This is a genomic window from Novosphingobium cyanobacteriorum (assembly GCF_029436685.1).
Lineage (GTDB): Bacteria > Pseudomonadota > Alphaproteobacteria > Sphingomonadales > Sphingomonadaceae > Novosphingobium > Novosphingobium cyanobacteriorum.
Genome location: NZ_JAROCY010000008.1, coordinates 68,927 through 89,445, shown reverse-complemented (window position 1 = coordinate 89,445; position 20,519 = coordinate 68,927). Strand labels below are relative to the sequence as shown.

Genomic DNA, 20,519 nt, shown 5'->3' with positions numbered 1-20,519 from the left:
ACCATGGAACTGCGCACCGCGCGCCTGCTGCTGCGGCCCGCCCGCAGCGATGACGTGGACCCGCTCCACGCCATCATGCGCCAGCCGCGCACCATGGCCTATTGGTCCACGCCCCCGCATGAAAGCCCGGAACAGACCGCCGATTTCGTCACCGCGATGATGGAAATCCCTGACGGCCAAGGTGAAGACTTCGTCGTGGAATGGGAAGGGCGGGTGATCGGCAAGGCCGGGCTCTACCGCTTTCCCGACATCGGCTACCTGTTCGATCCTGCCGTGTGGGGCCAGGGCTTCGCACAGGAGGCGTTGCGCGCAGTGATTGGCCGTGCCTTCACCGTCCACGCCCTGCCACGCATCCAGGCAGACGTGGACCCGCGCAATGCCGCCTCGATCCGCCTGCTCGGGCGCCTCGGCTTCCATGAAACCCACCGCCAGTCCCGTACGTGGCTGGTGGGAGAGGAATGGTGCGACAGCGTCTACTTTGCCTTGCTCAGGGAAGATTTCCAAACAACCTGATGCCGGGCCTCCTGATGCCACCGCACCACCGCCCCGGCCGAGGCCGGGGCGGTGGACAGCACCCATCGCCTATGCCACGATCAGAAGGTCGGTATGATCCATCGCCGGCGCGCCGGAGAGAATGGCGACCAGCACCTGCTTGGTTCCCGTGCCGTTTCCGTCCGCGTCGAAATAGAGCGCGCCGTTCGTGGTGTTGTAGATGAACCGGTCGTCCGCATCGTGCGCCTTGGTCACCCCCGCGCCGGACCAGAACTGGCCCGCGTCGATCGCCCCTTCCGCGCCAAGCCCGGCGAACGCCGCCTTGCTGAACGCCAGGTGGTCCTCGCCGGAAACGAAGTCGGTCACCCTGTCGCGGTTGTTGTTCGGGCTCGGAGCTTCGGTGAACACGAAAGTGTCCGATCCCGCACCGCCGGTCAGGCTGTCATTGCCGGTCCCGCCGATCAGGGTGTCATCACCATCCAGGCCCAGGATCACGTTGGCCACGCCGTTGCCCGTCAGCACGTTGTTCCCGGCATTGCCCGTGGCGGTGACTGAGGCCTTGCCCCCTGCAAGCGTCAGGTTCTCGACATTGTCGGCCAGCGCATAGCTGACCGTGGCGATCACGCTGTCAATGCCGCCGCCATCGGCTTCCACCACCACGTCGCCCGCATTGTCGACATAGTAGAGGTCGTTGCCCGCGCCGCCTGCCATCGTGTCGGTCCCAGCGCGCCCGTCGAGTACATCGTCGCCCGTGTTGCCGGTCAGGTGGTTGGCCTCGCCGTTCCCGATGCCCGTGTGCGCCCCGCCGGTGGTGAACACCAGGTTCTCCACGTTGGGGTCCAGCGTATAGCTGGCAAGCGAGGTGCGCACGGTATCGTTGCCTTCGCCCGGCTTCTCGATCACCCGGTCGCCAACAGCATCGACGACATACGTGTCGTCGCCCGCACGGCCAGCCATGCGGTCGTCACCCGTGCCACCGTCAATCAGGTCACCGCTGGCGCTGCCACGGAGGCGATCGTTGCCAGTGGTGCCGCTGATCGGGTTCAGCACGATCCCGCCTGCGGCCGTCACCGTCACCTGCATGGCGCGCGTGGCGGAAAGGCTGCCATCGCTGACCAGCACGATCACGTCATAGACATTGTTTGCGCCGTCGTCGGCGGGGCTGGCAAAGCTGGGCGGGGCCTTGAACGCAAGCGCGCCAGTCACCGTGTCGATGGTGAACAGGTCCGCGTCCGCGCCACCGGCAATGCCGAATGACAGCGTGGTGCCCGCGTCCGGATCGCTGCCCTTCACCGTGGCGGCCAGCACCGTGCCCTCCACCACGCTGACATTGGCGGCAGACGTCACGCTGGGCGCTTCGTTGACATTGTTCACCGTCACCGACACCGCCTGATCTGCAAACAGGCTGCCATCGCTGGCACGCACCACCACGTCATACACATTGTCGCCCAGGACATCGCCCGGCGCTTCGAAGTTGGGGGCTGACTTGAACGAAAGGGCCCCGGTCGCCGCATCGATCTTGAACAGCGCCGCATCGGCACCGCCGCTGATGCTGTAGCTCAGCGTCGTTCCGGTATCCGGATCGCTGGCGACGATGGTGGTGACCGCCGTCGCATTCTCGAACACCGCCACGCCCAGCGCGCCCGCGTCGAACACGGGGGCCTCGTTCACGTTGTCCACCGTCACCGCCACGGCCTGTTCGGCAAAAAGGCTGCCGTCGCTGACACGCACCACCACGTCATAAACGTTGTTGCCGCCCGCATCGCCCGGTGCCTCGAAGTTCGGCGCGCTCTTGAAGGTAAGCGCACCCGTCACGGCGTCGATCTGGAACAGCGCCGCGTCGGCCCCGCCGCTAATGCTGTAGGCCAGCGCGGTGCCGCCATCGGGATCGCTCGCCTGAACGGTGGTGACCGACTTGGTGTTCTCGGCCACGTTGACCGCCACGCTGGCGGCGGCAAAGGCAGGGATCTCGTTCACGTTGGTGACCGTCACCGCCACCGCCTGGTCGGCAAACAGGCTGCCGTCGCTGGCGCGCACCACCACATCATACACATTGTCGCCCAGCACATCGCCCGGCGCTTCGAAGTTGGGGGCTGACTTGAACGAAAGCGCCCCGGTCGCCGCATCGATGGTGAAGAGGCTGGCATCCGCTCCGCCCACAATGCTGTAGGCCAGCGTGTTGCCATCCGGATCGGTCGCGTGAACGGTGCCCGCAGCCGTGGTGTTTTCCGCCACATCCACCGCCAGCGAAGCCGTGGCGAACGCAGGCGCCTGGTTGGCGTCGGACTTGGTCACGCCAATGGTCACCGCCTGTTCGGCGAACAGCGCGCCATCGCTGGCGCGCACAACCACGTCATACACGTTGTTGCCACCGGCATCGGCCGGGCTGGCGAACACGGGGGCAGACTTGAACGACAGCGCACCCGTCGCCGCATCGATGGTGAACAGGTTGGCATCCGCTCCGCCAACGATGCTGTAGGCCCGCGTGGTGCCCGCGTCGGGGTCCTCCGCCTGTACGGTCAGCGCCAGGGAAGCCCCTTCGATCACGCTGACGCTGGAGGCCGAGACGATCGAGGGCGCCTCGTTCACGTTGGTGACCGTCACTGCCACTGATTGCTCGGCGAACAGCGAACCGTCGCTGGCGCGCACCACCACGTCATAGACGTTGTTCGCACCCGCATCCCCCGGCGTTTCAAAGTCTGGCGCGGCCTTGAACGACAGCGCCCCGGTGGCGGCGTCGATCTTGAACAGCGCCGCGTCGGCACCGCCGCTGATGCTATAGCTCAGCGAAGCCCCCGCATCGGGGTCTCCAGCGCTGATCGTGGTGACGGACGTCCCGTTTTCCGCCACGCTGACCGCCTTCGATGCCACCGTAAAAGCAGGTGCCTCGTTGGTGTCGGTCACCGCCACCGCCACCGCCTGGTCGGCGAACAGCGTGCCATCGCTGGCGCGCACCACCACATCATACACATTGTCGCCCAAGACATCGCCCGGCGCCTCGAAGTTAGGCGCGGACTTGAACGCCAGTTCGCCTGTCGCCGCGTCGATCTTGAACAGCGACCCATCGGCCCCGCCGATTATCGAGTAGGTCAGCGTCGTGCCGCCATCCGGATCGCTGGCGCTGATCTTCACCACCGGCGTGGTGTTCTCCGCCACGTTGACCACCTTGGTCGTGGCGGCGAATGTGGGCGTTTCGTTGACGTTGGTCACGGTCACCGCCACCGCCTGATCGCTGGACAGCGTCCCGTCGCTCGCGCGCACCACCACGTTGTAAACGTTGTTCGCCCCCGCATCGCCCGGCGCTTCGAAGTTGGGCGCAGCCTTGAACGCCAGCGCGCCGGTGGCCGCGTCGATCTTGAACAGCGCCGCATCCGCCCCGCCCGCAATGCTGTAGGTCACGCTCGCGCCCGCGTCCGGATCGCTCGCGCTCACCGTCGTCACCGCCGTCGCGTTCTCGGCCACGTTCACCGCCACGCTGGCCGCGGCGAAAGTCGGGGCCTCGTTCACGTTGGTGACCGTCACCGCCACCGCCTGCTCGCCGAACAGTGCCCCGTCGCTGGCGCGCACCACCACGTCATAGACGTTGTTGGCCCCCGCATCGCCCGGCGCCTCGAAATTCGGCGCGGCCTTGAACGAAAGCGCGCCGGTCGTGGCGTCGATCTGGAACAGCGCCGCATCCGCCCCGCCGCTGATGGAGTAGACCAGCGTGCTGCTGGCATCGGTGTCGTTGGCGTGGACCGTGGTCACCGCCGTGGCGTTCTCGGCCACGTTCACCGCCACGCTGGCGTTGGCGAAGAACGGGTTCTCGTTGGCGTTGGTCACCGTCACCGCCACGGCCTGCTCGGCAAACAGCGAACCGTCGCTGGCGCGCACCACCACGTCATACACATTGTCGCCACCGGCATCGCCCGGCGTTTCAAAGTCCGGCGCCGCCTTGAACGAAAGCGCCCCGGTCGTCGCATCGATCTCGAACAGGGCCGCATCGGCACCGCCGCTGATGCTGTAGGTCAGCGTGTTGCCGTCGGGATCGGTGGCGTGCACCGTCGCCGCCGCCGTGGTGTTTTCCGCCACGTTGACCGCCAGCGTCGCAGTGTCAAAGGCGGGCGCCTGGTTGGCGGTGGTCTTGGTCACGGTGATCGCCACCGCCTGTTCGGTGAACAGCGACCCGTCGCTGGCGCGCACCACCACGTCATACACGTTGTTGCCACCCGCATCGGTCGGGCTGGCAAAGCTGGGCGCCGCCTTGAACGAAAGGGCGCCCGTGGCCGCATCGATCGTGAAGCGCGCCGCATCCGCCCCGCCGCTGATGCTGTAGGTCGGCGCGGTCCCTTCGGGGTCCACCGCCTGAACGGAGGTGACGTAGGTCTGGCCCTCCTCCACGCTGGTCGTGGCGGCCGAGAAGAAGGCCGGCGCTTCGTTCACGTTGGTCACGCTCACCGCGATGGTGTTGGTATAGACGCCCGATCCACCGGTAACCTTGACCACCACGTCATAGATGTTGTTGCCGCCCACATCGCCCGGCGCTTCGAAGTTCGGCGCAGCCTTGAACGAAAGCGCCCCCGTGGCGGCGTCGATGGTGAACAGCGCCGCATCCGCCCCGTCCACGATCTCGTAGCTCGGCGATGCCCCCGCCACACCCGCTGGCACGGTGGTGACGGCGGTGGAATTCTCCGCCACGCTCGCGGCCGAAAGCACGTTCTCGCCATTGCCATAGGCCGGCAGGTCGATCACCTGGTCGCTGAACTGCAGGTGCTCGAAGGCCTTGGTGGTGAACGAGCCGTAATCCCCGTCCGACGCATCGGTATCGGTGATGACATACCCGCCCTTGCCGTCCTGCACCACGGAATACCCGGCATAGTTGCCGGAGACCTGCACCGTGTCCTCGCCCAGTCCGCCATTGAGCTTCAGCGTCGCGCCCGAAAGCGTGGAACTGGCATCGACATAGACGTAGTTGTTGTCGTCGCTGAACGTGATGTCCACGTTCTCCATGCTGTTGAACGAAGCCGAATTGCCGATGCTGCCGTAGAAGCCGCCCGCACCATCGGAATAGATGTAGTTGGTGTAATAATAGCTGCCGGTCTGCCCCGCGTTGTCCACCTTCAGGCTGTCGGTGCCCCCGGCCCCGTTGATATAGATCCCGCCTAGACCGTTCACGGTATAGCTATCGTTGCCGCTGCCGCCGGTTAGGTTCAAGTACTCGAGGTTCTTCAGCGCGCCCGCGCCCAATGAACCGGTCAGCGTAGTGAAGTCATAGCTGAAGGTCAGCGCATCGGTCCGGTCCTGCAGATAGCCGTACCAGTAATCATAGCCGTCGCCGCCATCGATGCTGTCATCGGCTCCGCCATTGGAATTGATCGTGTCGTCGCCCGCGCCGGTGGTCACGGTGTTCGTTCCGCCGCCCAGCGTGATCGAATAGGCCTCGAACCCGGCATAGCTGCCTTGGTTGCTGGTGACCGTGCCATCGCCGTTGTCGATGAAGGTGGTGTCGCCCAGTGCCCTGAAATCGGCCTGCAGGTAATCATAACCCGCCCCGCCGTTCACCTTCAGGCTGGCGTCCGGATTGCTCAGCGAGCCAACGTCCAGATAGAGATAGTCGTCGCTGTCGCTTAGCGTGACGTCGACCTTGTCCATCCCGTCGAAATAGACTCCGCCAATCCTGCCGTAGAACCCGCCGCCGCCGTCGGAATAGATGTAGTTCGAATAGTAGTAGTAATAAGGGTTGGAAGATCCCGTCCCGTCGAAGGTCAGGCTGTCGATCCCCCCATTGCCATGGAACTCGCCACTGCCGAACCCGCGCACGGTGAAGCTGTCGTCCCCGCTTCCGCCGTTCAAGTAGGTGTATTCCAGGTTCGCGAGCGTGGTAGCGCCGAGCGAGCCTGCGAGCGTAGTGAAGTCATAGCTGAAGGTCAGCGCATCAGAGCGGTCCTGCAGATAACCGTACCAGGAGTCGCTCCCATCGCCGCCATCAATGCTGTCGGTGCCGCCATAGGAATAGATCGTGTCATTGCCCGCGCCGGTGGTGACGGTATTGGTGGCGCCGCCGAGGTAGATCGCATCATCGCCCGCGCCGGTGGTCACGGTGTTCGTCCCGCCGCCCAGCGTGATCGAATAGGCCTCGAACCCGGCATAGCTGCCTTGGTTGCTGGTGACCGTGCCATCGCCGTTGTCGATGAAGGTGGTGTCGCCCAGTGCCCTGAAATCGGCCTGCAGGTAATCATAACCCGCCCCGCCGTTCACCTTCAAGCTGGCGTCCGGATTGCTCAGCGAGCCAACGTCCAGATAGAGATAGTCGTCGCTGTCGCTTAGCGTGACGTCGACCTTGTCCATCCCGTCGAAATAGACTCCGCCGATCCTGCCGTAGAACCCGCCGCCGTCGGAATTGATGTAGTTCGAATAGTAGTAGTAATAAGGGTTGGAAGATCCCGTCCCGTCGAAGGTCAGGCTGTCGATCCCCCCATTGCCATGGAACTCGCCACTGCCGAACCCGCGCACGGTGAAGCTGTCGTCCCCGCTTCCGCCGTTCAAGTAGGTGTATTCCAGGTTCGCGAGCGTGGTAGCGCCGAGCGAGCCTGCGAGCGTAGTGAAGTCATAGCTGAAGGTCAGCGCATCAGAGCGGTCCTGCAGATAACCGTACCAGGAGTCGCTCCCATCGCCGCCATCAATGCTGTCGGTGCCGCCATAGGAATAGATCGTGTCATTGCCCGCGCCGGTGGTGACGGTATTGGTGTCGCCGCCGAGGTAGATCGCATCATCGCCCGCGCCGGTGGTCACGGTGTTCGTTCCGCCGCCCAGCGTGATCGAATAGGCCTCGAACCCGGCATAGCTGCCTTGGTTGCTGGTGACCGTGCCATCGCCGTTGTCGATGAAGGTGGTGTCGCCCAGTGCCCTGAAATCGGCCTGCAGGTAATCATAACCCGCCCCGCCGTTCACCTTCAAGCTGGCGTCCGGATTGCTCAGCGAGCCAACGTCCAGATAGAGATAGTCGTCGCTGTCGCTTAGCGTGACGTCGACCTTGTCCATCCCGTCGAAATAGACTCCGCCGATCCTGCCGTAGAACCCGCCGCCGTCGGAATTGATGTAGTTCGAATAGTAGTAGTAATAAGGGTTGGAAGATCCCGTCCCGTCGAAGGTCAGGCTGTCGATCCCCCCACTGCCATGGAACTCGCCACTGCCGAACCCGCGCACGGTGAAGCTGTCATCACCACTGCCCGCGTTCAGGTAGATGTACTCCAGATTCTTCAGCGTGCCCGCACCGAGGCTGCCAGTGAGCGTGGAGAAGTCATAGTTGAAAGTGAGGGCGTCGGTCCGTTCCTGAAGATAGCCATACCAATAATCGCTCCCGGCACCGCCATCGATGCTGTCATCGGCTCCGCCGTAGGAATTGATCGTGTCGTCCCCGGCACCGGTCTTGACCGTGCTTGTCCCCGCGCCCAGCGCAATTCCATAGCGTTCGAACCCGGCATAACTGCCATGGTTGCTGGTTACCGTGCCGTCCCCGTTGTCGATGAAAGTGGTGTCTCCCAGCGCCGTGAAATCCACCTGCAACGTGTCGCTGCCCAGTCCGCCGTTCACCTTGAGGCTGGTGCCCGCATTTGTCAGGTTCGTGGGGTTCACATTGACATAGTCGTCGGTGTCTCCCAGCGTGATGTCCAGCTTCTCCATCGCGCCGAAACCGATCGTGCCGACACTGCCATAGAAGCCGCCGGAGCCGTCGGAGTAGATGGTATTCGAGTAATAGTAGTAGGTCTCGGTGAGGCCGGAATTATCGACCTTGAGACTGTCCGTCCCTGCGCCGCCATCCACGTTGGCCGAACCGTATCCGCGCATGGTCACGCTGTCGTCGCCGCTGCCCAGCCCTGCGCTGATGTAGTCCAGCTTCTTCAGCACACCCGCGCCCAATGAACCGGTCAGCGTGGTGAAGTCATATGACAGCGCAAGGCTGTTCGCGGTGCCGCCATAGCTGGCATACCAATAGTCATACCCCGCGCCGCCATCCACGCTGTCGGTGCCGCCGTTGGAATAGATCGTGTCGTCCCCGCCGGCGGTCTTCACCGTGTTGGTGCCGCCGCCCAGTTGGATGGTGTAGGCCTCGAACCCGGCATAGCTGCCGCGGTTGCCGGTCACCGTGCCGCTGCCGTTGTCGCTGAACGTCGATCCGTTCAGGTTGCGCAGGTCGATCGACAGGTAATCCGTGCCCGCCCCGGCGTTGACCGATATCGTGTTGCCCGCAGTGCCCAGTGGCGTCGCGTCGATCGAGACATAGTCGCTGGCGCTGGACAGCTTGACCGTCAGCTTCTCGATGCCGGAAAAGTACGTGTAGTCGTTCAGCCCGCCGCGCAGATATCCGATCCAGTCGGTATCGCCATAGATGTTGGTGCTGAAGCCATAGCCGTCGCTGCCGGTCAGCGTGCTGTAGTCCACCTTCAGCGTATCGGTGCCGGTGTCGCCGTTGGCGGTATCCACGCCGCCTGGGTGGGCGATGAAATCAAAGGTGTCCGCACCGGTGGTGCCGTTGAAGGTGTCGTCGTTGCTGGTTCCGGTATAGGTCGCCACGTCAGCCCCCTGTGTGCGATTTGATGATGCGCGAATGGTGGGATTCTGCCGCGGGATTGTATTGAGGGCGGTGCGGTTAACTATACCTCGTTTGTGGTAGAAACGCCGGGACAGGCCGATTGAATGCTCGGAACCGGACAGGATTTACTTCATCTCGGGTTCGAACCGCTTTCTGATGCAACGATAATACTGTAGAATCATCTCAGTATTTATGATTAGGGATGTCCGTTTTAACGTTCTCCCCGCCCTGCTGCCCGTCGCGCAAACAGGCCGATGATCGCCCGCTGGGCTTCGGCAGCAAGGGTGAAAGCCGCTGCAGCGCACAGCGGGGGCAGCCATGCCGCCGCCTGCTTGAAGGGCTGTCCTGCATCAACCAGCGCCCAGACGGCTGTTCCGGCCATCGCGCTTGCTGCCAGCATGGCCGCGCAATGCAGCTTTTTCCCGCGCCAAAGCGCGCTTTCCACCGCAGCAGTGGCCAGTACCCAACCCACGACCCCAACCCAAATGAGAATCATCATTCTACCTCCTTTGGCAATGATGATGCCCATGCCCCACGTCAGTTGCGGTCGTGAGTCCAAAATCGGCCTGCACCGGCTTTTGCTCCCGCCCCGCCACCTGCGCTCGGCGGAAAGGCCCTGATCCGGAACCAAGTATCACTGCAATATATCTGCCGCAGTTTTCCAATTGGTCCACTTTGACAATCTATTTCATCAAAGATGGTGAAATCGAGTGCCGATCTGGCCTAGTGTTGCCTCGAATCGTCCACGCCACCTGCGGAAAGGGCGCGATGACCTTGGACACTGCAGATCTCGCGCGGCTGGCGCAGGAAATGGTCGATCTCGCCGTGGGCCATGGCGACTGGAACGGCGCGCTCGATCGGTTGAATGTCACGCTCGGCGCCGATGCCGCCACGATCGAGCTGGCGGACCTGCGCACCGGCGCCGTCGCCCCCCTTGGGCACGGCCTGGACCGGGCTGCCCTGGCCGAATACACCGATCGCATCTTCGCCATCAATCCGCGCGTAAAGCGGCCGGATATCCAGCCGCTGGCGGTCTACAGCCAGCGCCACATCCCCGCCGATGTCGCCGCCGTCGCGGGCGAATTCGACGATTGGATCAGCCGGCACCGCCTGTGCCCGCACTGGCTCGGCAGCGTGATCCTCGCCGATGCCGGGCTGGTCGCCTTCACCTCGCTGCAGGCCAGCGCCGATCGCGGGGCGTTCGCCCTGGAAACCGAAGCCGCGCTCGCCATGGTCCTGCCTGCTCTCACGGCGTGCCTGCAGGTGGAACGGGCGCTGGGCCGACGGGGGATCGATGCTGCCGCCTTGGAACAAGGCCTCGGTGGCGATGGCGTGCAACATCACTGCCTGGTCGATGCCGCGGGCCATGTCGCCCACGCTTCGCCCGGCTTCCTCGCCATGGCGCAGCGCAACGGCGCGATAGACATCATTGGCGGTCGCGTGGTCGCCCAGCGCGAGGCTGATCGCAAAGCGCTTGAAGCCATGCTGGCCGCGATGCTGGCCGGCAATCTCGTTGCCCCCCCGCCCCTGCGCATTGCGCCCATCGTGCCGGGCAAGGGCGTGCTGCTGCGCGCAGTGAGGCTGAACGAGGCGCGCAGCCTGTTCGACCGTATCCGCCCGCGCGTTCTGCTGCTCGCCACTGATCTCGATGCCCCGGCCCGTGGTGTCGAAGCCGCGCTGCGCGCCGGATGGGGCCTCACCGCGCGTGAGGCGGAGCTGTGCCAGCTGCTCGGCGAAGGCCAGCCGCTCGCCGCCGCCGCCGCGCGCATGGGGGTGACCGAACAGACCGCGCGGACCCATCTGAAGAACGCGTTCCGCCGGCTGGAAATCGAACGGCAGACCGATCTCGTCCGCCTTGTCGCCCGCATCGGCGGATAGGCGGGATCAGCGCACCGCCTGATGGCCCAATGGGCCGCTGCCCGCGCCGAAGCCCGGCGCAGCAAGCAGCGCGGCGCGCACGAATTCGCGTGCGTCTTCAACCGCTTCTTCCAGCGGCAGGCCCATGCCCAGCATCGTCGCGATGGCGCTGGACAGGGTGCAGCCGGTGCCGTGGGTGTGCCGGGTGTGGACGCGCGGCGCGGACCAGACCTTGTCCTCCACGCCGGGCACGCACAGGCGGTCGGTCACCTCGTCACCCTCGGCGTCGCCGCCCTTGCCCAGCCATGCAACGCCACGCGCGCGCAGCGCGGCTTCTCCGCCAAGTGCCTGCGTTTCAAGGAGATTCGGCGTGGTCAGGGTGGCGATCTTCATCAGTCGTTCGAACCCCGCGATGGTCGCCGCATCGGCCAGCGCGGCACCGCTGGTGGCGACCATCACGGGATCGAACACGATCGGAATATCCAGATTTTCCAGCCGGTTGGCCACCACTTCGGCAATCGCCGGGCTGCCCAGCATGCCGATCTTCACCGCATCCACGCCCAGATCGTTCACGCAGGCGTCGATCTGCGCCAGCACCATCGCCGGATCGACCGGCTGGACCATGTGCACGCCCGTGGTGTCCTGCGCCGTCAGCGCGCAGATGGCGGTCATGGCATAGCCACCCAGCATGGTTATCGTCTTGATATCGGCCTGGATTCCGGCCCCTCCGCCCGAATCCGAACCGGCGATCGAAAGCACCCGCGGCGGCGTCACGCCGGCCTCTTGAACCGGCGCTCGGTCGATGGCGGGCTCTTGGCGTGGTGCTTGGCGGCGCGGGTGGGGCGGTCGGTCAGCTCGCCGCCGCAGTTGGGGCAGCGATCGTCCATGTCCTCGGCGCATTCGGCGCAGAAGGTGCACTCGAAACTGCAGATGAACGCGCCCGGCGCCTCGGCCGGCAGGTCGGTGCCGCAGCGTTCGCAATCGGGCCGCATTTCCAGCATGTCAGTCCCCTTGAACCGGGTCTCAGTCGCTCTCAGTCGACTTCAACCCCTTCTCAGTCGTTCTCAATGTACGTCACGCGGCGGCCTTGCGCACCGCTTCGCAGATGCGGTCAACCACGTCTTCCACCTCGGCCGCGTCGTCCGCCTCGGCCATCACGCGGATCACCGGCTCTGTGCCCGAGGGCCGGATCACCAGCCGCCCGCGCCCCTGCAGCTGCGCCTCCACTTGAGCGATCACTGCCTTCACGCTCTCCGCCTCCAGCGGCTTTCCACCTGAAAACCTTACGTTTTTCAGAAGCTGCGGCACCGGGTCGAACAAGTGCAGCGTTTCACTCGCCGGCTTGCCGCTGGCGATCAGCGCGGCCAGCACCTGCAGCGCGGCAACAGTGCCGTCACCCGTGGTGCCGTGATCGGTCAGGATCATGTGGCCAGACTGTTCGCCGCCCACGTTGAAGCCACCTTCACGCATCTTTTCAAGCACATGGCGGTCCCCCACGGCTGTGCGCACCAGTGCCAGGCCCTGCGTTTCAAGGAACCGTTCCAGCCCCAGGTTGGACATCACGGTGGCCACCACCCCGCCCCCGCGCAGTTCCCCCCGCGCCGCCAGCTGGCTGCCGATCAGCGCCATGATCTGGTCGCCGTCAACGGTCTGGCCCTTTTCATCGACCACGATCAGGCGGTCGGCGTCGCCATCCAGCGCAAGGCCGATATCGGCGCGCACTTCGCGCACCTTGGCCTTGATCGCGTCGAGGTGGGTGGAGCCGACGCCGGCGTTGATGTTCTTGCCGTTGGGCTCGACGCCGATGGCGATGACTTCGGCGCCCAGTTCCCACAGGGCGGAAGGAGCGACGTGATAGGCCGCGCCATTGGCGCAATCGACCACGATGCGCAGGCCATCAAGGCGGACATTGTGCGGCAGGCTGGCCTTGACCGCGTGGATATAGCGGCCCCGGGCGTCGTCGATGCGGCGGGCGCGGCCGACGTCTTCGGATGCGGCAAGCTCGAGCTCCTCGCCCAGCATGGCCTCGATCGCCAGCTCGTCCTCGTCTGAAAGCTTGAAGCCGTCGGGACCGAACAGCTTTATGCCGTTGTCCTCATAGGGATTGTGGCTGGCGGAGATCATCACGCCGACATCGGCCCGCATCTCGCGCGTGAGCAGCGCGACGGCGGGGGTGGGCATCGGCCCGAGCAGGACCACGTCCATGCCCACGCTGGTGAAGCCGGCGGTCATCGCGTTTTCCAGCATATAGCCCGAAAGGCGCGTGTCCTTGCCAATCACCACGCGGTGGCGATGCTGGCCCCGCAGGAAATAGGTGCCGGCCGCCTGGCCGACCTTCATCGCGGTGGCGGCGGTCATCACGCCGACGTTGGTCCGGCCCCGGATGCCATCGGTGCCGAAGAACTTGCGTGCCATCTGCGCTTCATTTCCCTTGTTGCGCGCCGTTACCCGACGCGGATTGCCAAGCCGCCCTACACGTTTATCCTCACCAGTGCATGAACCAAGCGATGAACGATCCGTCACCAGCCGAATCCACAGGTTTCACGCTGCCACCGATCACGCAGATCCCGGCGGGCTGGACATTCCTGGCGCTGTCCATCGGCCTGCTCGGCGGGCTGGCGCTGGCCTTTTACGCGCCAGATGCGCTGCCCGCAGTGCTGTCTGTAGCGGAGCCAGTGGGCGAGCTGTGGCTGCGCGCGCTGCAGGCGACGATCGTGCCGCTGGTGGCGGCGCTGCTGTTCACCGGCGTGGTGCAGACCGTGGCGACGGCCAGCGCGGGCACCATGGCCCGCCGCAGCCTGGGCTATTTCCTGGGCTTTCTGGGGTTCAGCGCAGCAATGTCGCTGGCGGTGACGCCGCTGATCCTGTCTGTCCTGCCCATTCCGGGAAGCGCGGGCGAGGCGCTGCGCGCCAGCCTTTCCGGCCCCGCACCGCAGACCGCGCTGCCCGGTGTGGCGGATTACCTGAAATCCATCGTGCCGACCAACGTGCTAGATGCCGCGGCGAACGACCGGATGCTGCCGATGATCCTGTTCATGGCCGTGTTTGCGCTGGCCACCACGCGGCTGGTGCCGCGCCAACGGGATCTGATGGCCACATTCTTTGCCGCGCTGGCGGCCGCGATGCTGGTGGTGATCGGCTGGGTGCTGGCGCTGGCCCCCATCGGCGTGCTGGCGCTGAGCCTGACGGTGGCGGCCAAGAGCGGCCCGGCCGCCATCGGTGCACTGGCGCATTATGTGCTGGTGGTGGTGCTGACCGGCAGCGTGGTGTGGCTGGCCGGATATCCCTTTGCCGCGATCGTCGCGCGCCAGCCGCTGGGCCGTTTTGCCAGGGCGATGGTGCCGGTGCAGGTCTTTGCGCTTTCGACCCAGTCCTCGCTCGCATCGCTGCCGGCCATGCTGGGCGCATGCAGCCGGCTGCGCGTGCGGGCGACGACGGCCGAGTTCGTGATGCCGCTGGCGGTGGCGCTGTTCCGCGCAACCAGCCCGGCAATGAACCTGGCGGTCGTGGTCTATGTGGCGCAGTGGTACGGTGTGCAGCTTTCCCCGGCGATGATCGCATCGGGCTGGGTCATGGCGATCCTCGTCTCGCTGAGCTCGGTCAGCCTGCCGGGCACGATCAGCTATGTCGCCAGCGTGGGTCCGATCGCCATGGCCATGGGCGTGCCGGTGGCACCGCTGGCGCTGCTGGTGGCGGTGGAGGTTGTGCCGGACCTGATGCGTACGCTGGGCAACGTGACGCTGGACGTGGCGGTGACCGCTGCGGTGGATCGCGCGGTGGGCGGGCCCGAGGCGGCAGACTGATCGCTTTCCTCCCGCTTGGCGATTGAAAAAACCAACTGGAAAATCAGGGCATTTTTTCTGAGGCGGGCCGCAACCGCACGCAGCCTTGCGCGTTGGTTTGCGAACCAGATCCAGACGGAGTTCCCATGGCGATTTCGCTTTCCCCCCTGCCTTATGCCGATACCGCACTTGAACCGGTGATTTCCGCCACCACCCTGCAGACGCACCACGGCAAGCATCACAAGGCCTATGTCGACAAGACCAACGATGCGGTGGAAGGCACCGATCTTGCCGGCAAGCCGCTGGAGGACGTGATCGCCGCCGCCGTTGCCAATGGTCGTGCCAGTGGCGATTGGCGGCTGTTCAACAACAGCGCACAGACCTGGAACCACGGGTTCTACTGGAACAGCCTGACTCCCGATGCGACGGCCCCCGAAGGCGACCTTGCCCAGGCTATTGCAAAGGCTTTCGGATCGCTGGACAAGCTGAAGGAGGAACTGGCGACGCAGGGCGCGGCCCACTTTGCCAGCGGCTGGGTGTGGCTGGTGGACAAGAACGGTACGCTGGCGGTGGAACAGACCCATGACGCCGCCACGTTCAACGATCTTTCGGGCAACCCGCTGCTGGTCATCGACCTGTGGGAGCACGCCTACTACCTCGACCACAAGAACCTGCGCCCGGATTACCTGCGGCAGGTGATCGAGAAGCACCTGAACTGGGCCTTTGCCGCCGAAAACCTGGCCCGCGGCACGGCCTGGACCTATCCGGCCTGAATCTGCGGCCTCTCCGGCGCTGCGTCTGCGGCGTCGGAGAGGCCCTCCATATCCGCCTCACCCAGCCGGCCGGGTTCGAACAAGGGTTCACCGAAGAGGAAGCCGACCATGTTGGGCTTGCCCAGATGATCGATCAGGGCCGAAACGGTGAGCAGTATCGGCACCGACAGTAGCGCGCCAAGCACGCCCCAGATCCACGTGAAATAGCTGAACGAGATCAGGATCGAGACGGGATTAAGCGTGAAGCGCGCGCCCAGGATCGACGGCGTGACCACGTTGGATTCCACCGCATGCAGGCCAAGGAAGGCGAGCGCCGGAACCAGTCCCCAGCCCACCGTGCTGGCCGTGCCCAGCCCGACGAGGGCGAGCAGACCGGTCATCACCAGAGGGCCCATGTAGGGCAGGAAATTGAGCACGAACGCCAGCCCGCCCCACATCACCGGCGCGGCAAGGCCATAGGCCCAGGCGCCGCCAGCGACGACCACGCCGACGCCGAGATTGATCTGCGCCACGGTGAGCATGTAGCTGGCGACGCGATCCTGCACATCACGCAGCACGCGCGCCATGCGCACCGAAGCGCCGAAGCTGGCCCGTTCCAGCAGCAGGCGCCGCTTCATCCGCACGCGCGATTCGATCATGAAGAACGTCATCAGGATCGTCAGCAGGGTTTCCAGCAAGACGCTGGGCGTGGCAAAGGCAACCTGTTCGATCACCGAGGGGCTGGCCAGCGACACCTCACGCGAGGAGTGCCCGGCAAGCCGCGAGAGCTGGCGGTTGACGTCATTCACCCAGGCGAAGTTGTCACGCAGTTCGGCAAAGCGCTGTGCCACCGACCTTGCCATGGCGGGCACCTGATCGACCATGTCGAACGCAGGCTGCAGGATGAGCGTCAACGCCGCAACGACCACGCCGAGCATCAGCAGGATCGCCAGGAACGAGGCCACCATGTTCGGCAGGCCGACCCGGATCAGCCGGTCCGCCAGCGGCGACAGTACGATGGTGAAGATCATCGCCGTGACCGGGGGCAGGAACACCACCGAGCCGATCGACAGCACGAAGGGCAGCGCCAGGAACAGGCCGAGCATCAGCAGCAGGACCAGCGCGGATTGCAGCCTTTCCTGCGCCTGCGCGGGCTCAGGATCGACAGAGACAGGCAGGATGACGGGATCTTCGGTCTGAGCCATGGGCGAAGGGTTGGACCCGGCTGGCCCCATGATCAAGAGGACATGCCCAAAAAAGCAGGCGTCTGGCCAGACGCCCTCAGCTGCCGGACTGGACCGTGCTGTCCAGCTCTCCCATGATGGCATCATGCGCCACCGCATCCTTGCCGCTGCGGCGGGGCAACTGCCCGTTTTCGATCATGTGGGCCAGCGCGGCGCGGGCGCGGCCGACGCGGCTCTTGATCGTGCCGACGGCACACTGGCAGATCTGCGCCGCTTCTTCATAACTGAAGCCACCAGCACCCACCAGCAGCAGCGCCTCGCGCCGTTCCGGCGGCAGGGTGAGCAGCGCGCGGTGCATGTCGGACAGATGCAGCGGGCCTTCCTGACCGGCGGGCGCAACCAGCACACGTTCGGCCACGGTCTCGTCATACTCGGCGCGAAAGCGGTTGCGACGCATGTCGGTGAGGTAGGCGTTGCGCAGGATCACGAAAGTCCAGGCGCGCATCGAGGTGCCGGGTTCGAACCGGTCCTGCGCGGCCCAGGCCTTCAGCAACGTTTCCTGCACGAGATCGTCGGCCAGGTCAGGCCGGCCGCACAGGCCGCGGGCGAAGGCGCGAAGATGCGGGATCACGGACGTGAGCTCACGCTTGAATTCGGGGCCGGCGTTGCGCGGTGGCTGCGCCGGGGCAGGCTTTGGCGACGCGCCCTGCGCATCGGCACCCTGGGCCGCATCGCCCCGCGGCGTTTCATGGCTGTGCATGTCAGCCATTCGAATTGTCGTCCAGCTGGTCGAGCAGCTTGGCAAAACTGTCGGGCAAGGGCTCTTCCACCACGGAATCATACAGGCGGCGCAGGCCCGACGCCCATTCGGGCGGCTTTGCCTTTGCACCGGTGCGGCGCTGGGCGCCCATGGTCTTCATCGGTTTCTCTTTCGACATCCGGTCGGCTCTGCCTCCCCCCTCAAGGTCGCTCGTCCAAAACAATACGCCGCGACCCGCGCGGCCCAAAACTACCCCGCGACCAACGCGGCAGGGGCTGGTTACACCAAATTCCCGCCGCCAAGCCAGCGGGCGCAAAAGTGCTGCAGACGCGCAAGGAACGAAACTCTTGGCCAGTGGTTCCCCGAATTCATGCAAGGGGGCTGCGTTATTGGCGCGCACCGTGCCATATAGTTGAACAAGCAAGCAAAGGCCGGAGGCGAACAGGCGCAGGTGGAGAAGCTGCTCTCCCAGAAAAACCTCGCTCCGCGGTGGTATGAACGATTCCCGCGGGCCCTGCCCATCGGCATCTTCGCACTGACCATGGCGGTGACGGGGCTCAGCGTCTTCGCCATCGAGAATGCCGAGACCCAGCGCGAGACCGCGCAACTGGCGCAGACCGCGCAGAGCGTGGCATCAGGCATAGAGCGCAGGTCAAACGCCAATGCCGCCTATCTGCGATCGGGCGCCGCGCTGTTTGCCACGCAGCAGATGGTGGGGGGCGAACTTTTCCGTGCCTTCATCCAACAATTGCATCTCGACGGCAACTTCGTGGGGTCCGAAGGCATCGGCTGGGCCATGCGGGTGGAGCGGCAGGATATCCCGATGGTGCAGGACGTGATGCGCCGGGCCGGCAATGCCAGCTTCAGCGTGCATCCGCTGCCGGGGCTGGACACACCGTTTGCGGTGCCGATCATGTACCTGGAGCCGCGCAACGAACGCAATGACCGGGTGATCGGGTTCGACATGTATTCCGAACGGACCCGCCGGACCGCGATGCAGCGCGCGGCGGCAGAAGGGCGCCCGGTTGCGAGCGGACGGGTTGTGCTGATGCAGGAGCGCAATGGCGGCGATCCGGGATTCCTGATCTACATGCCGGTCTATTCAGTAAGCGATGGGGGCCAAAGTCGGACCCTGCGCGGCTTTGTCTACAGTCCCTTCGATGGCCAGAGATTCCTGCAGTCGGCAGTCAATGCCGACCGATTCGAAGGCGTGGGCATCCGGCTTTATGACGGGGCGCCGGTGGCCGCGAACCTGCTGGCGGAAACGCCGCAGGCAGCGCCTTCGGGCCGGGTGGTGCGGCGCGAGATCGACATGGCGGGGCGGCGCTGGACGCTGGAGGTGGAAGCACCATCAAGCGCGATGCTGAGCATGATGTCGGTGATGACGCTGCTGTTCGGGCTGCTGGTCGCCACGCTGCTGCTGGTGCTGGCGCGGCTGCTGACGCAGCAGGCGGTGGAGGACCGGATCGCGCTGGCTTGGTTCGAGCAGCAGTCCTCGATCCGCAATTCCCTTACCCGCGAACTGAACCACCGGGTGAAGAACACGCTGGCCAACGTGCTTTCGATCATAGCCCTTACCCGCCGCCGGGCCACCGACCTGGAGAGCTTTGCCGACAACCTGGAAGGGCGCATCCGCGCGCTATCGGCCACGCATGACCTGCTGACCCAGTCAGAATGGGGCACCACGCCGGTCAAGCTGGTGATTCAGGCTGAGCTGGCGCCCTATGCGCAGGACGCGGAACGGCATGTGGAGATCGAGGGACCGGACGTGGAGCTGGCACCCAACGATGCGCTTTCGCTCGGCCTCGCCATCCACGAACTGGCCACCAACGCCGCCAAGTATGGCGCGCTGAGCATTCAGGCGGGCAAGGTGCGGGTGTGGTGGGAGATGGCGGGCGAGGACCGCGCGCGCATCCGCTGGGAAGAAAGCAACGGGCCGCGGCTCAACCCCGAAGCACGGCGCAAGCGCGGCTTTGGCACCGACCTGATCGAGAAGATCGTGGCGCACGAACTGCGCAATCCGGTAGACCTGCGCTTTGACGAAAGCGGGGTCAGCTGCACACTGGTGATCCCCGTGCGCCGCCGGGGCAGCTTCGCGATACGCGAAGGGCGGCCGGGGTAAGCGTCTGCCTGTGTTTCGGTTGCACTGAAACGGCTGCGGCACCGGCCCACTCCCCCGCCCGACCATCTACAGCGTGCAATTCCGCTGGGTCGTCGGGCCGGGGAGCGGGCCGGTGCCGCGTTCCACGTCAGTGGAACGAACTCAGCGAAGCGGCCGGCTCGATCCGAAGAACAGTGCCTGGCTGATCGCGGTGCGCACGGTGGCTTCCTGGAACGGCTTGGTGATCAGGTAGGTCGGCTCGGGCCGGTCCCCCGTCAGCAGGCGTTCGGGATAGGCGGTGATGAAGATGACCGGAACGTCGGTGATCTTCAGGATATCGTCCACCGCATCAAGGCCCGAACTGCCATCGGCCAGCTGGATGTCCGCCAGCACGAGGCCCGGCGTCTGGCTGGCGACGATCTCGCGCGCCTGGGTGCGGGTGGCGGCCATGCCGCACACGTCGTGGCCCAGCGAACGGACGAGGTCCTCCAGCTGCATCGAAATGAGCGGCTCGTCCTCGATGATCAGCACGTTGGTGGCCGATTCGCGGTCGATCTCCTCGATCGCTTCCTGCACCAGCGCTTCCACGTCGTCGGGCTCGCGGTCCATGATGATCGCGGCCTCGTCGATCGAGAAGTCCTCAAGCGTGGTGAGCAGCAGGGCCTGGCGGTTCAGCGGCGTGATGTGCGACAGGCGCTCCTGCGCCGCCGCCTCGTGCCCCGCTTCGGCGCCGACGAGTTCGGTGCCCGAGCGGTCACCATCGTCCACCCATGCACTGGACCAGACCGAGTTGAACACGTGATACAGATCGACCCGGCCACGACCGATGCGCGCGCGCAGGTCTTCATCGGCGAGCGCGGCTTCCAGCGTGGCGCGCACGAAGGCGTCCCCGGTGGACTGGCTGCCGGTCAGCGCGCGCGCATAGCGGCGCAGGTATGGCAGGTTGGTTGCGACTTTGGCGCCAAGTGACATTTAAACCCCTATCCCGGAGAGACGTTGCTCGCCGCAACGCTTGTAAG

Annotated in this window: 14 protein-coding genes; 5 read left to right on the top strand and 9 right to left on the bottom strand. The window is 65.2% G+C overall.

Translation table 11 applies throughout. The features are described 5' to 3' along the window. Positions 1-3 precede the first annotated feature (3 nt). Positions 4-513, top strand: coding sequence for a GNAT family N-acetyltransferase (locus POM99_RS10115; RefSeq protein ID WP_277277365.1), 510 nt, complete (start codon positions 4-6; stop codon positions 511-513). Between the two features lie 69 nt (positions 514-582). Here POM99_RS10115 and POM99_RS10110 read toward each other — a convergent pair whose 3' ends face one another. Both POM99_RS10110 and POM99_RS10105 read right to left on the bottom strand, forming a co-directional pair. Continuing rightward, entirely contained in the window at positions 583-9,045 is an 8,463-nt protein-coding gene (locus POM99_RS10110) for a cadherin domain-containing protein (RefSeq protein ID WP_277277363.1), read from the bottom strand. Between the two features lie 230 nt (positions 9,046-9,275). After that, on the bottom strand, positions 9,276-9,593 hold the full coding sequence (locus POM99_RS10105; RefSeq protein ID WP_277277361.1) for a hypothetical protein: 318 nt from the start codon (positions 9,591-9,593) through the stop codon (positions 9,276-9,278). 239 nt (positions 9,594-9,832) lie between these two features. Between POM99_RS10105 and POM99_RS10100 the strand changes: the two genes are divergently transcribed. Further along, entirely contained in the window at positions 9,833-10,942 is a 1,110-nt protein-coding gene (locus POM99_RS10100; protein WP_277277359.1) for a response regulator transcription factor, read from the top strand. A gap of 6 nt (positions 10,943-10,948) precedes the next feature. Here POM99_RS10100 and thiD read toward each other — a convergent pair whose 3' ends face one another. From thiD to glmM, 3 genes are all read right to left on the bottom strand, one after another. Continuing rightward, positions 10,949-11,695 carry a bifunctional hydroxymethylpyrimidine kinase/phosphomethylpyrimidine kinase gene (gene thiD, locus POM99_RS10095; RefSeq protein ID WP_277277357.1) on the bottom strand — a complete coding sequence of 249 codons (747 nt, stop codon included), beginning with the start codon at positions 11,693-11,695 and terminating at the stop codon, positions 10,949-10,951. Continuing rightward, positions 11,692-11,922, bottom strand: coding sequence for a DUF1272 domain-containing protein (locus POM99_RS10090; protein ID WP_277277355.1), 231 nt, complete (start codon positions 11,920-11,922; stop codon positions 11,692-11,694). Before POM99_RS10090 ends, thiD begins: the two co-directional genes overlap by 4 nt. Positions 11,923-11,995: 73 nt before the next feature. Then, positions 11,996-13,336 carry a phosphoglucosamine mutase gene (gene glmM, locus POM99_RS10085; protein WP_277277353.1) on the bottom strand — a complete coding sequence of 447 codons (1,341 nt, stop codon included), beginning with the start codon at positions 13,334-13,336 and terminating at the stop codon, positions 11,996-11,998. 80 nt (positions 13,337-13,416) lie between these two features. Here glmM and POM99_RS10080 point away from each other — a divergent pair, with 80 nt between their 5' ends. Together POM99_RS10080 and POM99_RS10075 are read left to right on the top strand one after the other, a co-directional pair. Then, entirely contained in the window at positions 13,417-14,724 is a 1,308-nt protein-coding gene (locus tag POM99_RS10080) for a dicarboxylate/amino acid:cation symporter (RefSeq protein ID WP_277277352.1), read from the top strand. Between the two features lie 125 nt (positions 14,725-14,849). Beyond that, positions 14,850-15,476, top strand: a complete 627-nt coding sequence (locus POM99_RS10075; RefSeq protein WP_277277350.1) for a superoxide dismutase — start codon at positions 14,850-14,852, stop codon at positions 15,474-15,476. Here POM99_RS10075 and POM99_RS10070 read toward each other — a convergent pair. The 3 genes from POM99_RS10070 to POM99_RS10060 all read right to left on the bottom strand — a co-directional run bounded on the left by POM99_RS10070 (position 15,464) and on the right by POM99_RS10060 (position 17,559). Then, entirely contained in the window at positions 15,464-16,660 is a 1,197-nt protein-coding gene (locus POM99_RS10070; protein ID WP_277277348.1) for an AI-2E family transporter, read from the bottom strand. The two genes, POM99_RS10075 and POM99_RS10070, sit on opposite strands and share 13 nt — an antisense overlap. A 76-nt stretch (positions 16,661-16,736) precedes the next feature. Next, positions 16,737-17,399: a sigma-70 family RNA polymerase sigma factor gene (locus tag POM99_RS10065; RefSeq protein WP_438823005.1), complete on the bottom strand. Its 663-nt coding sequence runs from the start codon at positions 17,397-17,399 to the stop codon at positions 16,737-16,739. A gap of 1 nt (position 17,400) precedes the next feature. Beyond that, entirely contained in the window at positions 17,401-17,559 is a 159-nt protein-coding gene (locus tag POM99_RS10060) for a NepR family anti-sigma factor (RefSeq protein WP_313792128.1), read from the bottom strand. 252 nt (positions 17,560-17,811) lie between these two features. On the opposite strand from POM99_RS10060, the gene POM99_RS10055 reads away from it, so the two are divergent. After that, positions 17,812-19,521 carry a CHASE domain-containing protein gene (locus POM99_RS10055; RefSeq protein WP_277277344.1) on the top strand — a complete coding sequence of 570 codons (1,710 nt, stop codon included), beginning with the start codon at positions 17,812-17,814 and terminating at the stop codon, positions 19,519-19,521. 141 nt (positions 19,522-19,662) lie between these two features. On the opposite strand, the gene POM99_RS10050 is transcribed toward POM99_RS10055, so the two are convergent. Next, positions 19,663-20,472, bottom strand: a complete 810-nt coding sequence (locus POM99_RS10050) for a response regulator (protein WP_277277342.1) — start codon at positions 20,470-20,472, stop codon at positions 19,663-19,665. Positions 20,473-20,519: the final 47 nt, after the last annotated feature.